We start from the raw sequence: 19,228 nt of genomic DNA on the forward strand, positions 1-19,228 counted from the left end.
ATCTCCTGAAAAAGTAAGCGACACCGGCTATTCCCTGCGGTCCGGCCTGTGTCAAAAAGTATTGCAGAATTGTCGCATGCGGGTTACGGCTGTTTTACTTTTGATGTGCTGCTGCGTGCCCGCCTGGGGCGCGCATGCCTACGCGCAATTTGGCGACGTGAAATACCCCGCCGGGTTCGACCATTTCAGCTATGTCAACCCCAATGCCCCCAAGGGCGGCGAGATCCGCATGGTGCCGCCCACCCGGCCCACCAACTTCGACAAGTTCAATCCGTTCACCTTGAAGGGCACGGCACCCTTTGGCATTGGCGGCATGCTGATGGAGTCGCTGCTGGTGGGCAACATGGAAGAGCCCACCACCGCCTACGGCCTGCTGGCCGAGGACGTGGAGGTGGCCCGCGATAAGCTGTCTGCCACTTTCAAACTTCACCCCGCCGCCCGCTTCCATGACGGCACGCCGGTGCTGGCCGCCGACGTGGCGTATTCCTTCAACACCCTCATTGGCAAACTGGCCGCGCCCCAGTACCGCAGCATCTTTGCCGAGGTCAAGGGCGTGGTGGTGCTGGGCGAGCGCAGCGTGCGCTTTGACTTTGCCAGTCCCAACCCCGAGCTGCCGCTGGTGGTGGGCACCGGCCTGCCGGTGTTCAGCCGTGCCTGGGGCAAGGGGGTGCCGTTTGACCAGATCGTGGAGCAGGTGCCGATCGGTTCCGGCCCGTACAAAATCATCGATCCCAAGCTGGGCCGCGACATCACCTACACCCGCGACCCGGCCTACTGGGCGCGCGACCTGGGCGTGCGCAAGGGCCAGTTCAACTTCGACCGCATCACCTACAAAATCTACCTGGACGAAACCTCGCGTTTCGAGGGACTGCGGGCCGGGGAATTCGACTTCATGCGCGAATTCATCTCGCGCAACTGGGCGCGGCAGTACGTGGGCAAGCAGTTTGACAACGGCACTTTGAAAAAAGCTACCTTTGTGAACCGCAACCCCGGCGACTTCCAGGGCTATGTGCTCAACCTGCGCAATCCCAAGTTCAAAGACGTGCGGGTGCGCGAGGCGCTGGGCCTGGCGATGGACTTTGAGTGGCTGAACCGCCAGCTCTTCTACGGTGCCTACCAGCGCGTCAACGGCTATTTTCCCAACAGCGAATTCCAGGCCCAGGGCCTGCCCAGCGCGGACGAGCTGGCCCTGCTAGAACCCCTGCGCGCCAAGCTGCGCCCCGAGGTGTTCGGCCCCGCCTACCTGTCGCCCAGCACCGCACCCCCGCGCAGCCTGCGCGACAACCTGCGCCAGGCGCAAAAGCTGCTGCATGAGGCCGGCTGGGACTATGCCTTTGGTGCACTGCGCAACGCCAAGGGCGAAGCTTTCACCATCGAGTTTTTAAACGACCAGCCCAGCCTGGCGCGGGTGATTGCACCCCTGCAAAAGTCGCTGGAAAAGCTGGGCATTGCGCTGCAGTTGCGGGTGGTGGATTTCTCGCTGTCCAAGCAAAAAATGGATGCGTTTGATTTCGAGATGACCAGCGTGCGCCTGCTGGGCAGCAGTGCGCCCGGCGGCGAGCTGCTGGAGCTGTTTGGCTCCAAGGCGGCGGCCACGCCCGGCTCCAACAACGTCTGGGGCATTGCCGACCCGGCTGTGGATGCCCTGCTGCAAAAAGTGGTGACCGCCACCACCCGGCCCGAGCTGGCCACCGCCATGCGCGCGCTGGACCGGGTGCTGACCCATGGCCATTACTCCATCCCGCAGTGGTTCAGCAACGCCTTCTTTGTGGGCTACCGGCCCGGCCTGTTCGTGCTGCCCGCCACCACGCCGCCGTACTACCAGGCGGACGCCTGGGCCAGCAGCACCTGGTGGGCTTCGCCCACCAACAAATAAATAGCCATGTTCTCGTACATCCTTAAACGCATTCTGCTGATGGTGCCCACGCTCTTGGGCGTGCTGCTGGTGACCTTCGCCGTGGTGCAGTTCGTGCCTGGCGGGCCGGTGGAGCAGATGGTGTCGCAACTCCAAGGCCGCGATTCGGGCGGCGAGCGGGCGGCAGCAACGGGTGCGGGCTACCGCGGGCGGCAGGGGATTGACGCCAAGCAAATCGAAGAAATCCGCCAGCTCTACGGCTTCGACAAGCCCGCCCCCGAGCGCTTTTGGCAGATGCTGGGCCAGTTCGCCCGGTTCGACCTGGGCCAGAGCTTCTACCAGCACAAGGACGTGTGGCAGCTGGTGAAAGAGAAGCTGCCGGTGTCCATCAGCCTGGGCTTGTGGACCTTTTTTCTGAGCTACCTGGTCGCCGTGCCACTGGGCATTGCCAAGGCGGTGCGCGCCGGGTCGCGGTTTGACTTTGTGACCACGCTGCTGATTCTGGTGGGCTACGCCATCCCCGGCTTTGTGCTGGGCGTGGCGTTGGTGGTGATTTTTGGCGGGCAGTTGCAGTGGTTTCCGCTGCGCGGGCTGACCTCCAGCAACTGGGAAAGCCTGTCATGGGGCGCGAAGGTGGTGGACTACCTGTGGCACATCGCGCTGCCGGTTACCGCCATGGTGCTGGGCAGCTTTGCCGTGACGGCCATGCTGACCAAGAACGCGTTTCTGGAAGAAATCCGCAAGCAGTACGTGCTGACGGCCCGCGCCAAAGGCTTGAGCGAGCGGCAGGTGCTGTGGAAGCATGTGCTGCGCAACGCACTGATACCTATCGTCACCGGCTTCCCGGCCGCCTTCATCGGTGCGTTTTTCACCGGCTCGCTGCTGATCGAAACCCTGTTTTCGCTCGACGGCCTGGGCCTGCTGAGCTATGAGAGCGTGATCCGCCGCGACTATCCCGTGGTACTGGGCACGCTGTACCTGTTTACGCTGATTGGCCTGGTCACCAAGCTGATTTCCGATTTATGTTACGTGTGGGTAGACCCCAGGGTTCGATTTGACTAATACCGTCTCGCCCAGCCCTGGCCGCCGTGCCTGGCAGCGCTTCAAACGCAACCGCCTGGGCTACTGGAGCCTGTTGATCTTCTGCGTGCTGGTGGTCTTGAGCCTGCTGGCCGAGGTGCTGAGCAACGACCGCCCGCTGGTGCTGCGTTACCAGAGCCAAACCTATTTCCCGCTGGTGAAAGACTATGCCGAGATCACCTTTGGCGGCAACTTTCCCACGCCCACCGACTACCTAGACCCGTTCATCAAGGCGCAACTGGCGAAGGACGGCAACTGGGCCGTCTACCCGCCCAACCCTTACGGCCCTAAGACGCTGAACTATTTCGCCCAGTTTCCCAACCCTTCGGCCCCGTCGCGCGCCAACCTGCTGGGCACGGACGACCGGGGGCGTGACCTGCTGGCGCAGCTGATTTACGGCTTTCGGGTCAGCGTGCTGTTTGCGCTGGCGTTGACGGCGGCGGGCACGGTGCTGGGCATTGTTACGGGGGCGGTGCAGGGGTTTTTTGGCGGCAAAACCGACCTGGCCTTCCAGCGTTTCATCGAGATCTGGGGCTCCATGCCCGAGCTGTACCTGCTGATCATTTTCAGCGCCATCTTTGCGCCTAGCATCAGCCTACTGCTGGTTTTGTTGAGCCTGTTTGGCTGGATGGGCCTGAGCGACTACGTGCGCGCCGAATTTTTGCGCAACCGGCAAATGGACTACGTGAAGGCTGCGCGCGCCCTGGGCGTGGGCAATGCGCAAATCATCTGGCGGCACATCTTGCCCAACAGCCTCACGCCGGTGGTGACCTTTTTGCCGTTTCGCATGAGCGCCGCCATTCTGGCCCTCACCTCACTGGATTTTCTGGGCCTGGGCGTGCCGCCGGGCACACCGTCGCTGGGCGAGTTGCTGAGCCAGGGCAAGGCCAACATTGACGCGTGGTGGATTTCGCTGTCCACCTTTGCGGTGCTGGCAATCACGTTGCTGCTGCTGACGTTTATGGGGGATGCATTGCGGGATGCACTTGATCCACGCAAAGTGGATCAACTCCCTGTTGATCCACGGAAGGCCCAGGCATGAGTTTGCTCGACGTGCAGGATTTAGCCGTCAGCTTTGACGGCAAACCCGTGGTGAGCGGCATCAGCTTCCAGATCCAGCCCGGTGAAAAGCTGGCGCTGGTGGGCGAGTCGGGCTCGGGCAAAACCATCTCCGCCCTAAGCCTGCTGCGCCTGGTGGCCGATGCGCAGACCACGGGCAAGGCCCAGTTCGGCGGGCAAGACCTGCTGGTGCTGCCCGAGCACACGCTGCGCGGCATCCGCGGTAAAGACATCGCCATGATCTTCCAGGAGCCCATGACGGCGCTGAACCCGCTGTTCACCATTGGCCGCCAGATTGCCGAAGTTTTTGAGCTAAAACAGGGTCTTACGCAGGCACAATCTGCGCTTGCAGCTATTGAAATACTAGCAAGTACCGGTGTGACCGAACCTGCCCGCCGGGTGGGCAGCTACCCGCACCAGCTCAGCGGCGGCCAACGCCAGCGCGCCATGATCGCCATGGCCCTGGCCTGCAGGCCGAAGCTGCTGCTGGCGGATGAGCCCACCACCGCGCTGGACGTGACAGTGCGCGGCCAGATTCTGGCGCTGCTGTCCGACCTGCAGCGCCAATATGGCATGGCGGTGCTGCTGATTACCCACGACCTGCACCTGGTGCGCCAGTTTGCCGACCGCGTGGCCGTGATGGAACGCGGCCACATCGTGGAAACCGGTGGCGTGGCGGCTGTTTTTGAGAACCCGCAACATGCCTACACCCGCAAGCTGATCGCCAGCAAGCCGGTGCGCGATGTGGTGCCCGAAACCTCCGCCGCCCCATTGCTGCAGGCGAAAGGGCTGCGGGTGGCTTATCCCACGGCACTGCCGGGCATCCGGGGCTGGTTCAAAAAGTCCGAGTTCGTGGCCTTGCAGAATGCCAGTTTTGCCATCCCCCCCGGCCAGACGCTGGGCGTGGTGGGCGAGTCCGGTTCGGGTAAATCCACCCTGGCCCTGGCCGTGCTGGGTTTGCAGAACTATGGCGGCGCGGTGCAGATTGGCGGAAAGACCTGGGGGCGTGAAGCCGCCAAAAACAAGGCGCTGCGCGCCCAGATCCAGGTGGTGTTCCAGGACCCGTTTTCGTCCCTGTCGCCGCGCCTCACGGTCGAAGAAATCGTGGGGGAGGGCCTGCGCGTCCACGCACCGCAGCACAACGCCACCGAGCGCCAGCGCCAGGTCCTCCAGGCGCTGGCCGACGTGGGCATGGACGAGGCGCAGTTCCCCGGCCTGTTGCAGCGCTACCCGCATGCATTTTCCGGCGGGCAGCGCCAGCGGCTGGCGATTGCGCGGGCGCTGATCGTGCAGCCGCAATTGTTGGTATTGGACGAACCCACTAGCGCGCTGGACGTGACCATCCAGCAGCAAGTTCTGCAATTGTTGCAAAGACTGCAACGCGAACGCGGTCTGGCCTACCTGCTGATCACCCACGACATGGATGTGATCCGCGCCATGGCCCACCAGGTGCTGGTGGTGCAAAACGGTGAAATCGTGGAATCGGGCCCGGTGGCGCAGGTGCTGGACGCGCCGCAACACGCTTACACGCGAACTTTGGTTGCAGCAACAGGCTAGTTCATACCCCCAGGCTGCAGTGCTTCGCATCTTTCGCCAACCCCCTTGCGGGGGGCAACACCAGCAGCCTGGCAGAGCCAGTTCTGCGGTGTTTCTGGAAGGCACATGCCCTGCCTCTGGTCGGTGTCGAATAGTGGGGCCGCAACCGTAAAAGCCCTTACAAAGCAGTGCAATTAGCCCGTTTCTGGGCTAGAATAAGAGCTCACGACCAAACGGGCGGGTAATTACCGCCCGTTTTTTTTGGTCGATTGTTTTTAACAGGTTCCAAAAAGCAGACTTTTCAAGTGCTTTTTGGGGCAAATGCATTCATTGCACCTATCCATATCACACGTGGCGTTACAAGAAATCGTTGAACAAACCGTAACCGGATTCGGCTACGACCTCGTAGAGATCGACCGCTCTGCCGGTGGTTTGCTGCGCATCACGATCGACCATCCCTGGGTCGCTGGCGCGCCCGAGCAGTTTATCAACGTCGAAGACTGCGAAAAAGTCACCCGCCAGCTCCAGTTTGCACTGGAAGTCGATGGCGCGGAATACAAGCGGCTAGAGGTCTCCTCGCCCGGTATCGACCGCCCCTTGCGCAACACCACAGATTTTGAGCGTTTCGTCGGCTATGTGATCGACGTCAACCTCAAGTCGGCCATTGGCGTTGCCGCTGAAGGCAAGGTCAACGCCAACCGTAAAAAATTTCGCGGCACGCTGGAAGCCGTTTCGGCTGTTGGCACTGCTGCCTCCAGCTGGCAAATCGTCTGGAGCGATGAGCCCGAGCCCAAGCCGGGGGTGCGCGTCAGCAAGAAGCGCGTTCCCGCGCCTTTGCAGGCTATGGGTTTCACGCTGGACGAGATCCGCGATGCCCGGCTGGCCCCTATCGTTAGTTTCAGTGGTCGCAACGCAAAAGACACGGGTGTTGCGCCCGAATGATGTTCCGCCGCTCGCTGCGGATGGGGTTTTTTTGGTTTTAGTGTTCAGGAGATTCGTGACATGAATCGCGAAATGTTGATGTTGGTAGATGCCATTTCACGTGAGAAGAACGTGGAGCGGGATGTGGTTTTTGGCGCGGTGGAGTCGGCTTTGGCGCAGGCCACCAAAAAGCTGTACCAGGGCGAAGTGGATATCCGCGTCGCCCTCGACCGCGACAGCGGCAACTATGAAACCTTCCGCCGCTGGCTGGTGGTGCCAGACTCTGCCGGTTTGCAAAACCCCGAGGCAGAAGAGCTGGTGTCGGACGTGCGCGACGATATTCCTGACATCGAAGAAGGCGACTACATCGAGAAACCGATCGAGTCGTTGCCGATTGGCCGGATTGGCGCGATGGCCGCCAAACAGGTCATTCTGCAAAAGATCCGCGATGCCGAGCGTGAAATGCTGCTCAACGACTTCATGAGCCGTGGCGACAAGATTTTTGTCGGCACCGTCAAGCGCATGGACAAGGGCGACATCATTGTCGAAAGTGGCCGCGTCGAAGGCCGCCTGCGCCGCAGCGAGATGATCCCCAAGGAAAATCTGCGTACCGGTGACCGCGTTCGCGCCATGATCATGGAAGTGGACCTGACCTTGCGCGGCGCACCCATCATCCTGTCGCGCAGCTCGCCTGCCTACATGATCGAGTTGTTCCGCCAGGAAGTGCCCGAAATCGAGCAAGGCTTGTTGGAGATCAAATCCTGCGCCCGTGACCCGGGTTCGCGCGCCAAGATCGCTGTGCTGTCGCACGACAAGCGCGTTGATCCCATCGGCACCTGCGTCGGCGTGCGTGGCACCCGTGTGAATGGTGTCACCACCGAATTGGCGGGTGAGCGCGTGGACATAGTGCTGTGGAGCGAAGACCCCGCCCAGTTCGTGATTGGTGCCTTGGCCCCGGCCAATGTGTCTTCCATCGTGGTGGACGAAGAGCGCCACGCCATGGATGTGGTGGTAGATGAAGAAAATCTGGCGATTGCGATTGGCCGCGGCGGACAAAACGTGCGCCTGGCTGCCGATCTGACGGGCTGGAAGATCAACATCATGGACGCCGCCGAGTCGGCCCAGAAGCAGGCCACCGAGACCGATTCCAGCCGCAAGCTATTCATGGAAAAGCTCGATGTCGACGAAGAAATGGCCGACATCCTGATCCACGAGGGCTTTACCAGCCTGGAAGAAATCGCCTACGTGCCGCTGCAGGAAATGTTGGAAATCGAAAGCTTCGACGAAGACACCGTGCATGAGCTGCGTTCGCGTGCCAAAGACGTGCTGCTGACCATGGAAATTGCCTTGGAAGAAGACGCCGAAGCGGCCGAACCGGTTTCGCAAGACCTGAACGACCTCGAAGGCCTGACCCCCGAATTGATCGCCAAGCTGCAAGCTGGCGGCATCCACACACGCGACGATCTGGCCGACTTGGCCGGTGATGAGCTCTCCGAAATTACCGGCCAGTCTGAGGACGAGGCCACGACCTTGATCATGAAAGCGCGCGCACATTGGTTTGCCAATGACGCCGCTTCTCAAGAGTAATGGTCATGAAAGGTCACACAATACATGTCCAATACTACCGTCGCCGAGTTTGCCGTTGAACTCAAAAAATCGCCCGAAACCCTGCTGGAACAGCTCCGCGGGGCCGGTGTGCCGAAAGCCGCTACGTCCGATGTCCTGAGCGAATCCGACAAGCAGCGCCTGCTGGGCTTTTTGCAAGCCAGCCACGGCACTGCCAGCCTGGAACGTAAAAAGATCACTTTGGTGAAGAAATCCACCAGCGAAATCAAACAAGCCGATTCCACCGGCCGTGCCCGCACCATCCAGGTGGAAGTGCGCAAGAAGCGCACCTTCATCAAGCGTGAAGATGGCATGGACAGCGTGCCCGAGGGCGCTGCCGAGTCCGAGGTAGAGGCTGAACTGCCCGTCAGCAATGCGGCCGAAGAAGCCGAGTTGGCCCGCCGCGAAGAAGAAGCCCGCCGCCAGGCCGAACTGATGCGCCGCCAGGAAGAGGAATTGATCGAAAAACGCCGTTTGCGCGAAGAGCAGGAAGCCCGCGATGCAAGCGAGCGCGCCGTTGCCGAGCAAGCGGCCTCTGAAGCCGCTGCCAAGGCCGCTGCTGCAGCCCAGGCCCAGCAACAAAAGCCCTCTGCCCCTTCTACGCCCGCCACTTCGGCGACACCCGCCCCCGGATTGTCGGCTGTGGGGCAAAACATCAACGCAGCCGCCGATGCCGCTGCCCAGGCCAAAGTGCAGGCACAAAACGATGCCCGCGCCAAAGTCGCTGCCGAGTCCAAGGCCCGTGCCGACGAAGAAGCCGCCCGCGTGGTTGATTTAGGCGACCGCCGCCGCAAGGCCGAAGCCGAAGCCGCCGCCATCCGCTTGATGATGTCCACGCCCAAGAAGGTGCTGGTCGCCCACAAGAAGGTGGAAGAACCCAAGCCGGTCGTGAAGCCTCCCGTGGTCGATGCCGCCAAGGCTGCCGCCATGAAGGGCACGCTGCACAAGCCTGCTGCCGGAACTGCACCGGCCAAGCCCGCTGCGGGCGCACCAGCGGCTCCGGGCGCTGGCAAAGAAGTCAAATCCGCCAAGCTGTCCAGCAGCTGGGCTGATCCGGCCAAGAAAAAACCGCTGCCCACCCGTGGCGACTCCAGCGGTGGCGTGGGCCGTGGAAACTGGCGCGGAGGCCCGCGTGGCCGCCGCGGCAGCAATGACCGCGACCAGCGCGACGACAACATGTCGCAAGCACCGGTGGAAGCGCGCACGATCGAAGTGCACGTGCCCGAAACCATCACCGTCGCCGAACTCGCCCACAAGATGGCGGTGAAGGCCTCCGAGGTGATCAAGCACCTGATGAAGTTGGGCCAGATGGTTTCCATCAACCAGCCGCTGGACCAAGACACGGCCATGATTCTGGTCGAAGAAATGGGCCACAAAGCCGTGGTGGCTGCGCTGGATGATCCAGAAGCGTTTACCGCCGAAGAAGTGCTGCAGCAGGTGTCTGAATCCCTGCCGCGCGCTCCAGTGGTTACCGTCATGGGCCACGTTGACCACGGTAAAACCTCGCTGCTGGATTACATCCGCCGCGCCAAGGTGGCTTCTGGTGAAGCCGGTGGCATTACCCAGCACATTGGTGCCTACCATGTGGAAACCCCGCGCGGCATGGTGTCCTTCCTGGATACCCCGGGCCACGAAGCGTTTACCGCCATGCGTGCCCGTGGTGCCCAGGCCACCGACATTGTGATTCTGGTGGTGGCGGCCGACGACGGCGTGATGCCGCAAACCAAGGAAGCCATCAAGCACGCAAAGGCGGCGGGTGTGCCCATCGTGGTGGCGATCAACAAGATCGACAAGCCCGATTCCAACCCCGAGCGCGTCAAGAACGAGCTGGTGATCGAAGACGTGATCCCCGAAGACTTCGGCGGCAGCTCGCCTTTCGTTTCCGTCTCGGCCAAAACCGGTTTTGGTATCGACGAGCTGCTGGAACAAGTGCTGTTGCAGGCCGAAGTTCTGGAACTGAAGGCACCGGTCGATGCCATGGCCAAGGGCCTGGTGATCGAAGCGCGTCTGGACAAGGGCAAGGGCCCCGTGGCTACCGTGTTGGTGCAGTCGGGTACCTTGAAGACCGGCGACATCGTGCTGGCAGGCTCTACCTATGGCCGTGTACGTGCCATGCTGGACGAAAACGGCAAGCCGTCCAAGTCCGCAGGTCCGTCGATCCCGGTGGAAATCCAGGGCTTGACCGAAGTGCCCCAGGCCGGTGATGAATTTATGGTCTTGCCCGACGAGCGCCGGGCCCGTGAAATCGCCACCTACCGTGCCGGTAAGTTCCGCAACACCAAGCTGGCCAAGCTGCAAGCTGCCAAGCTGGAAACCATGTTCACCGACATCACGGCGGGCGAGGTCAAGATGCTGCCGATCATCGTCAAGGCCGACGTGCAGGGTTCGCAAGAAGCGCTGGCCCAGTCGCTGCTCAAGCTCTCGACCGACGAAGTCAAGGTGCAGATGGTCTACGCCGCAGTGGGCGGTATCAGCGAGTCCGACATCAACTTGGCGATTGCTTCCAAGGCTATCGTGATCGGCTTCAACGTGCGTGCCGATGCCGGTGCCCGCAAGCTGGCCGAGAACAATGCCGTCGATTTGAAGTACTACAACATCATTTACGATGCGGTTGATGAGTTGAAGGCGGCGATGGCCGGCATGCTGGCTCCCGAGCAGCGCGAAGAAGTCATCGGCATGGCCGAGATCCGCACGGTGTTCGTGGCCTCCAAAATTGGTACGGTGGCCGGCTGTATGGTCACCACCGGCTCGGTCAACCGCAGTGCACGCTTCCGCTTGCTGCGCGAAAACATCGTCATCTACACCGGTGAAATTGATTCGCTCAAGCGCGTCAAGGACGATGTCCGCGAAGTCCGCGAAGGTTTCGAGTGCGGTATCAAGCTCAAGAACTACAACGACATCGCCGTCGGCGACCAGTTGGAATTCTTTGAAATCAAAGAGATTGCACGGACCCTGTAATGGTGAAACGCAAAGCCGCTGCGCCGAACCGCAGCCTCAAAGTCGCCGACCAGATCCAGCGGGATCTGACCGAGTTGATCGCCCGCGAGTTGAAAGACCCGCGGGTGGGCATGGTGACCATCCAGGGGGTGGAAGTCACGCCCGACTACGCACACGCCAAGGTGTTTTTCAGTGTGCTCACCGGCAACCCGGACGAATGCACCGAAGGTTTGAACCAGGCCGCAGGTTTTCTGCGTTCGGGTTTGTTCAAGCGTCTGCATATCCACACTGTGCCGACCTTGCACTTCCACTATGACCGGACCACCGAGAAAGCCTCGGACATGAACGCGCTGATTGCGCGGGCCGTGGCCTCTCGGTCCCAGGAAGACTAAGCGCATGACCGCAACGCCACGTGTACGGGTTGCCAGGCGCCCCGTACACGGGGTGCTGCTGCTGGACAAGCCTTTGGGCCTGTCGAGCAACGACGCGCTGCAAAAAGTCAAATGGCTGCTGCGCGGCGAAAAAGCGGGCCACACCGGCACGCTGGATCCGCTGGCCACCGGTGTGTTGCCCCTGTGTTTTGGGGCCGCAACCAAGTTCAGCCAGTTGCACCTGGATGCCGATAAAACCTACTTGGCTACGGCCCGGTTGGGGGTAAAGACCAGTACCGGCGATGCCGAAGGCGATGTGATTGAGACCCGGCCCGTGGCGGTAACGCAGGCGCAGATCGATGCTGTCGTGCCGCGTTTTACCGGGCCGATCCGGCAGGTGCCGCCGATGTACAGCGCCTTGAAGCGTGACGGCAAGCCTTTGTACGAATATGCGCGGGCCGGCATTGAGATAGAGCGGCCTGCGCGGGATGTAGAGATTTTTGAGTTAAAAGTAGCTCTGGCGAAGGCAGAATCTACGCCTATTGCTATTGAAATATTAGCAAAGTGCTCCAAAGGCACCTACATCCGCACGCTGGGTGAAGACATTGGTGAGGCACTCGGTTGTGGTGCGCATTTGACGGTTTTGCGCCGCATTGCCACCGGCGACTTTGCGATTGGCCAGTGTGTCACGCTGGCGGCGCTGGAAGCCATGACCGAAGACGAGCGGCTGGCGTGCTTGCTGCCGGTGGATGCGCTGCTGGCGCAACACCGCCGTGTCACGCTGGACGAACAGAATGCAGGGCGGTTCCTCAGCGGCGTGCGCCGCCGGGGCGACTGGCCCGACGATGACCGCGTTGCGGTTTACGGAGATAAGCCGCCGTCCTTGCTGGGTGTAGCCCAGGCCAAGGCCGGTGAATTGATACCAGGGCGACTGCTAAGCCCGCTGGATATTGGCCAGATTTTGGATCAGGCCCAGGCGCAAAAAGCAGAGAACCCTTTGATTCAGGAGTAGAGAACTATGAGCATTAAGCAAATTCGTAACATCGCCATCATCGCCCACGTCGATCATGGCAAGACCACCATGGTCGACCAACTGCTGCGCCAGTCCGGCACCTTTGCCGAACACGAAAAAGTCGTGGACACCGTGATGGACAACAACGCAATTGAAAAAGAGCGTGGCATTACCATTCTGGCCAAAAACTGCGCCGTGACCTGGGAAGGCACGCATATCAACATCGTCGACACCCCCGGCCACGCCGACTTCGGCGGCGAAGTGGAACGTGCGCTGAGCATGGTCGATGGCGTTGTGCTGTTGATCGACGCCCAAGAAGGCCCTATGCCCCAGACGCGTTTCGTGACCAAGAAGGCCTTGGCCCTGGGTCTGAAGCCTATTCTGGTGGTCAACAAAGTGGACAAGCCCGGTGCGCGCCCTGACTTTGTGGTCAACGCCGCGTTTGACCTGTTCGACAAGCTTGGTGCTACCGACGAACAGCTCGACTTCCCCGTGGTCTACGCATCCGGCATCAATGGCTGGTCTTCGCTGGTCGAAGGCGAGCAGGGCGAACAGTGGGGTCCCGATATGTCGGCCCTGTTCAACACCGTGTTGCAGCATGTGCCTGCCCAAACCGGCGATCCGGCAGCGCCTTTGCAGCTGCAAATTTCGGCCCTCGACTTCTCCACTTTTGTGGGTCGGATTGGCGTTGGCCGTATCAGCCAGGGCACCGTGCGCCCGATGATGGACGTGGTGGTCATGGAAGGGCCGGACGGTAAAGCCGTCAAAGGCCGCATCAACCAGGTGCTGACGTTCCAGGGTCTGGAACGCGTGCAGGCTCTGGAAGCCGGACCGGGCGAAATCGTGCTGATCAATGGCCTGACCGACATCGGTATCGGCGTGACCATCACCGACCCGCTCAATCCTGCGCCCCTGCCGATGCTGAAGGTGGATGAACCCACGCTGACGATGAACTTCTGCGTCAACACCAGCCCATTGGCCGGTCGCGAAGGCAAGTATGTCACCAGCCGCCAGATATGGGACCGCCTGCAAAAGGAACTGCAACACAACGTGGCGTTGCGCGTCAAGGAAACCGACGAAGAAGGTATCTTTGAAGTCATGGGCCGCGGTGAACTGCACTTGACCATTCTGCTGGAAAACATGCGCCGTGAAGGCTATGAGCTGGCGGTTTCCAAGCCCCGCGTGGTGATGAAGGAAATCAACGGCGAAAAGCACGAACCTATCGAGCTGGTGACCGCCGACATCGAAGACCAGCATCAGGGCGGCGTGATGCAAGCCCTGGGCGAGCGCAAGGGTGAGCTCGTCAACATGGAGCCGGATGGCCGTGGCCGTGTGCGTCTGGAATACCGTATTCCTGCCCGCGGTCTGATTGGTTTTACCAATGAATTCTTGAATTTGACGCGCGGCTCCGGCCTAATCGCCAACATTTTCGACTGCTACGAGCCGCACAAGGGCGACATCGGCGGCCGCAAGAACGGTGTGCTGATCTCCATGGACGCAGGCGAAATCTTCACCTACGCCCTGGGCAAGCTGGACGACCGTGGCCGCATGTTTGTGCGCGCCAACGACCCGGTGTACGAAGGCATGATTGTGGGCATCCACAGCCGCGACAACGACTTGGTGGTCAACGCCACGCGTACCAAGCAGCTGACCAACTTCCGTGTGTCCGGCAAGGAAGACGCGATCAAGATCACGCCTCCGATCGAATGCACGCTGGAATACGGCGTTGAATTCATCGAGGACGACGAATTGGTCGAAATCACGCCCAAGTCGATCCGTCTGCGCAAGCGCCACCTGACCGAAAGCGAACGCAAGCGCGCAGGCCGGTAAGTACACCCCCAGGCTGCGCTGCGCTTCGCCAACCCCCTTGCAGGGGGCAACACCAGTGGTCTGGCAAAGCCAGTTCCACGGTGTTTTTGAGAGGGCTGCGCTGCGCTTACCGCGTGGGCGGGCGTGCTGTATTCGACCCTGGGCGTTTTGCGACGTGCCGGGGTTTTTCTATTCCACTGGTGCATTCCTTTATGAAGCTCTCCCATTCCCGCGCAGTTTGGATGATGGTTCTGGTCACGCTGATGTGGTCGATTGCCGGCGTGACTACGCGGCATCTGGAGTCGGCACACAGCTTTGAAATTACTTTTTGGCGCAGCTTTTTCACCGTGCTGTCGTTGCTGGTGATCCTGCCGCTGCTGCAGGGACGTGCGGTGTTTGCCAAGATCCGCCAGGGCAGCTCGTCGCTGTGGCTGTCTGGCGTGTGCTGGGCCGTGATGTTTACCGCTTACATGCTGGCGCTGAGCCTCAGCCCGGTGGCCAATGTGCTGGTCACCATGTCTATTGCTCCGCTGCTTACCGCCTTGCTGGCGCGGTTTGCCATTGGGCACCGGCTGCCGGTGCGTACCTGGGTAGCCATTGCGGTGGCGGGCGCGGGTATCGCCACCATGTACGGCACACAATTGAGCTCCGCGGGTGGCCCGGGCCAACTGGTGGGCACTTTGATCGCATTGTGTGTGCCCCTGGCCAGCGCTGTGAACTGGACCGTGGTGCAGCGCAGCCATGCCCAGGGCAAGGACGTGGATCTGGTGCCCTCGGTGCTGATCGGTGCGGTGCTGTCGTCGTTGGTGACCCTGCCGCTAGCTTTGCCGCTGCAGGCCACGCCGCACGACCTGGGCCTGCTGGCCATGCTGGGCTCGGTGCAGTTGGCGATTCCCTGCATTTTGTCGGTCTGGTGCGCCCGGGTGCTCAAAGCGCCGGAGGTGTCGCTGCTGCAGTTGCTGGAGGTTTTGTTTGGCATTACCCTGGCCTGGCTGGGTGCCAATGAAGCCCCGGGCTTGGTGGTGCTGGTGGGCGGCACCCTGGTGCTGGGTGCGCTGGTGTCGAACGAGGCGCTAGGGTGGTGGCAGCGCCGGGCGGTTCTTTAAACGTTCTTTAGCGCAGTTCGCCACGCTGGCTTTCTACGCCTTCGAGCTCGCGTTCCACTTCGGCCCGCATGGTCCGCACGGCGACCAGGGCTTTTTGGAAGTCGTTGACGGCTTTGTCCAGGTTTTCGGGGGTGGGGTCGCCTACATCGCGGTGTGCGGCGACAAATTCCTTGGCCTGGGACGCAATTTCACCCGCCAGATCGGCTTGGTTGTCGGCCATTTCCTGGGACTTTTGCATCTCGGCTTCGCCGAAGTTGCGTGAGAACAAGGCCAGCATGCCGTAGGCGCGGCTGAGTTCGTTGGCCTGCTGTTGCGCACGTGTAGCTTCTGCCAACACCACGCTTGCCGACGACACGGCTTCACGCACTTCAAATTCCCGCAGCAATTGCGCTGTAGCCTGGTGGGCGGCAGCGGCGGCACGGGCGGCGCGGTGTGCAATCAGGGCGGCCATGGCGGCCAGCACCATGCCTGTAAAACACAGGACAACCGCTACAACGGCGAAAATTTGGGTAATGGTCATGGACACCTTGCGTGATGGATACGAGCTAAATACGTGCGAAATACAAGCGAAATCGGCCTCTAGCGCATATTCCGCCTGCACTACTTGCTATAAAAATAGGTAAACCCGACTATTGTGCCTTAACGCCTCCTGCTCAGGGTTTGTTTTTACCTTCGGGATAGGCCGGGAGTGGCAAACGGTCAAATCTTGTGCGGCCGTTGGCGGCGGTGATGCGGGCCATCTTTTCTGTCGCCTCGCCGGTCACCCAATCCCACTTGAAACGCCAGGTCCAGCAGCCAATGGTTCCGGGGGTGTTCATGCGGTGTCGGCCGTCCAGGCCCAGCACGTCCTGGAACTGGCACAGGGCATGGTTGGCCACCGATTGGGCGCAGGCGCGCAGCATGGCCCAGTGCACGTCCGAGCCATCGGTGTGCAGGTACTCGCCAGCGTAGGCGCGTTCGCGGTCGGTGCAGTCGGCCCACCAGCCGACCACCGTGTCGTTGTCGTGCGTGCCGCTGTAGACCACGGTATCGCGCGCGTAGTTGTGCGGCAAAAAGTTGTTGCCCGCGTCGTCGGAGAACGCAAACTGCAAAATCCGCATGCCCGGAAAGCCTGCTCGCAGGCGCAGCGCATTCACCTCGTCGGTAATCACGCCCAGGTCTTCGGCAATGATGGGAAGTTTGCCCAAGGCGGATTCGATGGCGGCAAACAGGTCGTAGTCGGGGCCGGGCATCCAGCGGCCCTTGACGGCGGTGGGTTCGCTGGCCGGAATCTCCCAGTAGCCTACGAAGCCGCGGAAGTGGTCGATACGCACTACGTCGGCCAGGCTGAGCTGGCGCTTCACGCGTTCGATCCACCAGCGGTAGCCGTCGGCCTTCATGGCCGACCAGTTGTACAGCGGGTTGCCCCAGCGCTGGCCGGTTTCCGAGAAGAAGTCCGGGGGCACCCCGGCGATGACCAGCGGGTGGCCTGCGGCGTCCAGCTCGTACAGGTCGGGGCGCGACCAGCAGTCGCTGGAGTGGTGGGCGATAAAAATCGGCAGATCGCCCACCAGGTGGATATTTTTGCCGTTGGCGTAGCCCTTCAGGCGCTTCCACTGCACGTCAAACTGCCACTGCACAAAGCCCCAGAAGCCGATTTCATCGGCGTACTGGATGCGGGCTGCCGCCAGGGCCGCCGGGTCGCGGCGCGACAGGGGCTTGGGCCAGTCGGGCCACAGGGCCGGGGTATGGGCCTGGTCCAGCGCCATGAACAGGGTGTAGTCGCCCACCCAACTGAGTTCGGCGCGCAGCCAGGCCTGGAACGCGGCGTCGTCGTCCGGGTTGGCCGCGGACTGGAAGCCTGCAAATGCCTCGCGCAGCTTTTGCAGACGCCAAGGCACAACCTGGCCGAAGCTGATGGTCTCGTCGTTGAAGGTCGTGGCCAGTGCTTCTTGGGCGATCCAGCCTTTTTCTACCAGCGGCTCAAACGCTACCAGCAGCGGGTTGCCCGCAAAAGCCGAGCTGCCCATGTAGGGCGAATCGCCGGGGCCGATGGGGCCCAGCGGCAGGGTTTGCCACAGCGACTGTCCTGCGGTTTGAAGCCAGTCCACAAAGTAGAAGGCGTTGGGCCCAAAGTCGCCGCAGCCGTGCGGGCCGGGTAGGGACGTGGGGTGCAGCAGTACGCCCGAGGTGCGTTGGTTCAACAGGTCGGAAGCCATAGTGTGGGGTCCAGTCAAAGTTTAAAAAATCAGGCTGCGAACCAGCTGAAGCCTTTGGGGGCCAGAGCAAGCACGCCCTGGGCCAGGTCCTGGGCACCGAAAATCCGTTTCCACCCGGCACCGGCAATTGCAGCAGGCAGGGTCACGTTCACCGCGTCGTTGGACAGGTTTTGCACCACCAGCACCTGCTGGTCCGCCGTGCCACGCACATAGGCCAGGATGCGGTCGTCCAGCGTGGTCAGCGGTTGGAAGTTACCGGCGGCCAGGGCCGGGTGGGCGCGGCGCACGGCCAGCATGGTGCGCACGGCATCGTGGATGCGGGCGGGCAGGCTGGTGGCATCGGCCAGTTGCCGGTCTACGCTCTCCCAGTCCACGGCACCGCGCACCTTGTAGCGCGCATCTTGGTAACCGGTCAGGGCTTCCTGGTCGGCCTGGAACTGGTTGTCGTTGGGCTTGGCGAATTCGTCGCCATAGAAGATCACCGGCGTGCCCAGCAGGGTAAAGCTGATGCTGAAGGCCAGTTGCACCGCCGCTGCATCGCTTTTGAACAGGTCCACCAGGCGCGAGGCAATGCCTTCGCCCTGGCGGAAATCCCACTCGGGCTGGTGGCAGTAGGCGGCGTGGATGGTTTTGCGCTCTTCGGGGGTCACCATCTCCAGCGTCAGCTCGTCGTGGCAGCGCAGGAACGAGAACCAGCCGCAGGCATCCGGAATCTCGGGCGTGAAGCTGGTGGATAGCGTGTCGAAAATCGGCTTGGCGGAGTTGGTCGCTAGCGCCAGATAGATGCGTGGCATCACCGGAAAATGGTAGGCGGCCTGGCATTCATCGCTGTCGCCAAAATAGGTGACCACTTCGGCCGGCGGCTGGCAGGCCTCGGCCAGCAAAATAGTGCCGGGGCGCACGGTGTCCAGCATGGCCCGGAAGAACTTGACGATGGCGTGGGTGCCGGGCAGGTTCTCGCAAATGGTGCCTTCTTCCTTCCACAGGTAGGGAATCGCGTCGGCGCGGAATCCGTCCACACCCTGCGCCACCCAGAACAGCAGCACGCGGCACATGGCCAGCAGCACCTCGGGGTTGCGGTAGTTCAGGTCGGGCTGCGAGTCGAAGAAGCGGTGGAAGAAGTAGGTGTCCGGTGCGTCATCGGAGGTTTTGGGCAACGGATGCCAGTTGCTCGGCATCATCCCTTTGAAGATGATGCGGGCTTCTTTGTAGCGCTCGGTGGTGTCGCTCCAGATGAAGTAGTCGCGGTAGGGGTTGTCGGTACCTTTGCGGGCCTCTTTGAACCAGATGTGCTGGTCGGAGCAGTGGTTCATGGCCACGTCGAAGATCACGCGGATGTTGCGGCGGTGGGCCTCGGCTAAAAATTCGGCAAACGTGCCCTGGGCAGCCGCATCGCTGCCGCCCACCAGTTCGCTGCGGATCTTGGTGTAGTCGCTGATGTCAAAGCCCGCATCGCGCATGGGCGAGTCCAGGATGGGCAGCAGCCACAGGCAGGTCACGCCTAGGTCTTGCAAGTAGGCCAGGCGGTGGGTCAGGCCCTTGAAGTCTTTGTTGAACAGGTCGACGTACAGCGAATACACCACCACTTCCTTGAACCAGGTGGCGGGCGGTGGCGGGGCGGCAGACTGTGCGGCGGCCTGCAGTTCGGCGAGGAAAGTGTCCAGCTTGTCGGCGTACTGGTCTTGGTAGAGCTGCTGCCAGAGCTGGCGCATTTGGGCGGGTAAGGTGCTGGTCATTTT

14 protein-coding genes are annotated in these 19,228 nt (G+C 61.5%); 11 read left to right on the forward strand and 3 right to left on the reverse strand.

What is annotated here, in order from left to right:
* Positions 1–76 precede the first annotated feature (76 nt).
* From AC097L_RS01095 to AC097L_RS01145, 11 genes are all read left to right on the forward strand, one after another.
* Positions 77–1,876: an extracellular solute-binding protein gene (locus AC097L_RS01095; RefSeq protein ID WP_479584265.1), complete on the forward strand. Its 1,800-nt coding sequence runs from the start codon at positions 77–79 to the stop codon at positions 1,874–1,876.
* Between the two features lie 6 nt (positions 1,877–1,882).
* The gene (locus AC097L_RS01100; protein ID WP_479584266.1) at positions 1,883–2,917 is read left to right on the forward strand and encodes a microcin C ABC transporter permease YejB; all 1,035 of its coding nucleotides are present in this window, start codon (positions 1,883–1,885) and stop codon (positions 2,915–2,917) included.
* Positions 2,910–3,977, forward strand: a complete 1,068-nt coding sequence (locus AC097L_RS01105) for an ABC transporter permease (protein ID WP_479584267.1) — start codon at positions 2,910–2,912, stop codon at positions 3,975–3,977. The genes AC097L_RS01100 and AC097L_RS01105 overlap by 8 nt, the downstream gene beginning before the upstream one ends.
* On the forward strand, positions 3,974–5,551 hold the full coding sequence (locus AC097L_RS01110) for an ABC transporter ATP-binding protein (RefSeq protein ID WP_479584268.1): 1,578 nt from the start codon (positions 3,974–3,976) through the stop codon (positions 5,549–5,551). Before AC097L_RS01105 ends, AC097L_RS01110 begins: the two co-directional genes overlap by 4 nt.
* Positions 5,552–5,881: 330 nt before the next feature.
* Positions 5,882–6,472: a ribosome maturation factor RimP gene (rimP, locus tag AC097L_RS01115; RefSeq protein ID WP_479584269.1), complete on the forward strand. Its 591-nt coding sequence runs from the start codon at positions 5,882–5,884 to the stop codon at positions 6,470–6,472.
* Positions 6,473–6,532: 60 nt separating this feature from the next.
* A complete protein-coding gene (gene nusA, locus AC097L_RS01120; RefSeq protein ID WP_479584270.1) occupies positions 6,533–8,038 on the forward strand; it encodes a transcription termination factor NusA in 1,506 nt (501 codons plus the stop codon).
* 24 nt (positions 8,039–8,062) lie between these two features.
* A complete protein-coding gene (gene infB / locus AC097L_RS01125; protein WP_479584271.1) occupies positions 8,063–11,014 on the forward strand; it encodes a translation initiation factor IF-2 in 2,952 nt (983 codons plus the stop codon).
* Entirely contained in the window at positions 11,014–11,385 is a 372-nt protein-coding gene (gene rbfA / locus AC097L_RS01130; protein WP_367846233.1) for a 30S ribosome-binding factor RbfA, read from the forward strand. The genes infB and rbfA overlap by 1 nt, the downstream gene beginning before the upstream one ends.
* Positions 11,386–11,389: 4 nt before the next feature.
* On the forward strand, positions 11,390–12,376 hold the full coding sequence (gene truB, locus AC097L_RS01135) for a tRNA pseudouridine(55) synthase TruB (protein ID WP_479584272.1): 987 nt from the start codon (positions 11,390–11,392) through the stop codon (positions 12,374–12,376).
* A gap of 6 nt (positions 12,377–12,382) precedes the next feature.
* Positions 12,383–14,206 carry a translational GTPase TypA gene (typA, locus tag AC097L_RS01140; RefSeq protein WP_479584273.1) on the forward strand — a complete coding sequence of 608 codons (1,824 nt, stop codon included), beginning with the start codon at positions 12,383–12,385 and terminating at the stop codon, positions 14,204–14,206.
* 191 nt (positions 14,207–14,397) lie between these two features.
* Positions 14,398–15,291 (forward strand): DMT family transporter, encoded by an 894-nt coding sequence (locus tag AC097L_RS01145; protein WP_479584274.1) that lies wholly within the window; start codon positions 14,398–14,400, stop codon positions 15,289–15,291.
* Between the two features lie 7 nt (positions 15,292–15,298).
* Here the strand turns inward: AC097L_RS01145 and AC097L_RS01150 are convergent, their stop codons facing one another.
* The 3 genes from AC097L_RS01150 to AC097L_RS01160 all read right to left on the reverse strand — a co-directional run bounded on the left by AC097L_RS01150 (position 15,299) and on the right by AC097L_RS01160 (position 19,225).
* Entirely contained in the window at positions 15,299–15,811 is a 513-nt protein-coding gene (locus tag AC097L_RS01150) for a hypothetical protein (protein WP_479584275.1), read from the reverse strand.
* Between the two features lie 133 nt (positions 15,812–15,944).
* Positions 15,945–17,489, reverse strand: coding sequence for a 4-alpha-glucanotransferase (gene malQ, locus AC097L_RS01155; protein ID WP_479584276.1), 1,545 nt, complete (start codon positions 17,487–17,489; stop codon positions 15,945–15,947).
* A gap of 29 nt (positions 17,490–17,518) precedes the next feature.
* Positions 17,519–19,225 carry an alpha-amylase family glycosyl hydrolase gene (locus AC097L_RS01160; protein WP_479584277.1) on the reverse strand — a complete coding sequence of 569 codons (1,707 nt, stop codon included), beginning with the start codon at positions 19,223–19,225 and terminating at the stop codon, positions 17,519–17,521.
* Between the last annotated feature and the right edge of the window lie 3 nt (positions 19,226–19,228).

This window comes from Rhodoferax sp. RT5P35, from assembly GCF_056521385.1.

Coding starts and splice junctions, on each gene's coding strand:
- AC097L_RS01150 (WP_479584275.1), bottom strand. CDS start 15,811: ATGACCATTACCCAAATTTTCGCCGTTGTAGCGGTTGTCCTGTGTTTT.
- AC097L_RS01110 (WP_479584268.1), top strand. CDS start 3,974: ATGAGTTTGCTCGACGTGCAGGATTTAGCCGTCAGCTTTGACGGCAAA.
- AC097L_RS01100 (WP_479584266.1), top strand. CDS start 1,883: ATGTTCTCGTACATCCTTAAACGCATTCTGCTGATGGTGCCCACGCTC.
- infB (WP_479584271.1), top strand. CDS start 8,063: ATGTCCAATACTACCGTCGCCGAGTTTGCCGTTGAACTCAAAAAATCG.
- typA (WP_479584273.1), top strand. CDS start 12,383: ATGAGCATTAAGCAAATTCGTAACATCGCCATCATCGCCCACGTCGAT.
- AC097L_RS01095 (WP_479584265.1), top strand. CDS start 77: ATGCGGGTTACGGCTGTTTTACTTTTGATGTGCTGCTGCGTGCCCGCC.
- AC097L_RS01145 (WP_479584274.1), top strand. CDS start 14,398: ATGAAGCTCTCCCATTCCCGCGCAGTTTGGATGATGGTTCTGGTCACG.
- truB (WP_479584272.1), top strand. CDS start 11,390: ATGACCGCAACGCCACGTGTACGGGTTGCCAGGCGCCCCGTACACGGG.
- AC097L_RS01160 (WP_479584277.1), bottom strand. CDS start 19,225: ATGACCAGCACCTTACCCGCCCAAATGCGCCAGCTCTGGCAGCAGCTC.
- nusA (WP_479584270.1), top strand. CDS start 6,533: ATGAATCGCGAAATGTTGATGTTGGTAGATGCCATTTCACGTGAGAAG.
- malQ (WP_479584276.1), bottom strand. CDS start 17,489: ATGGCTTCCGACCTGTTGAACCAACGCACCTCGGGCGTACTGCTGCAC.
- rbfA (WP_367846233.1), top strand. CDS start 11,014: ATGGTGAAACGCAAAGCCGCTGCGCCGAACCGCAGCCTCAAAGTCGCC.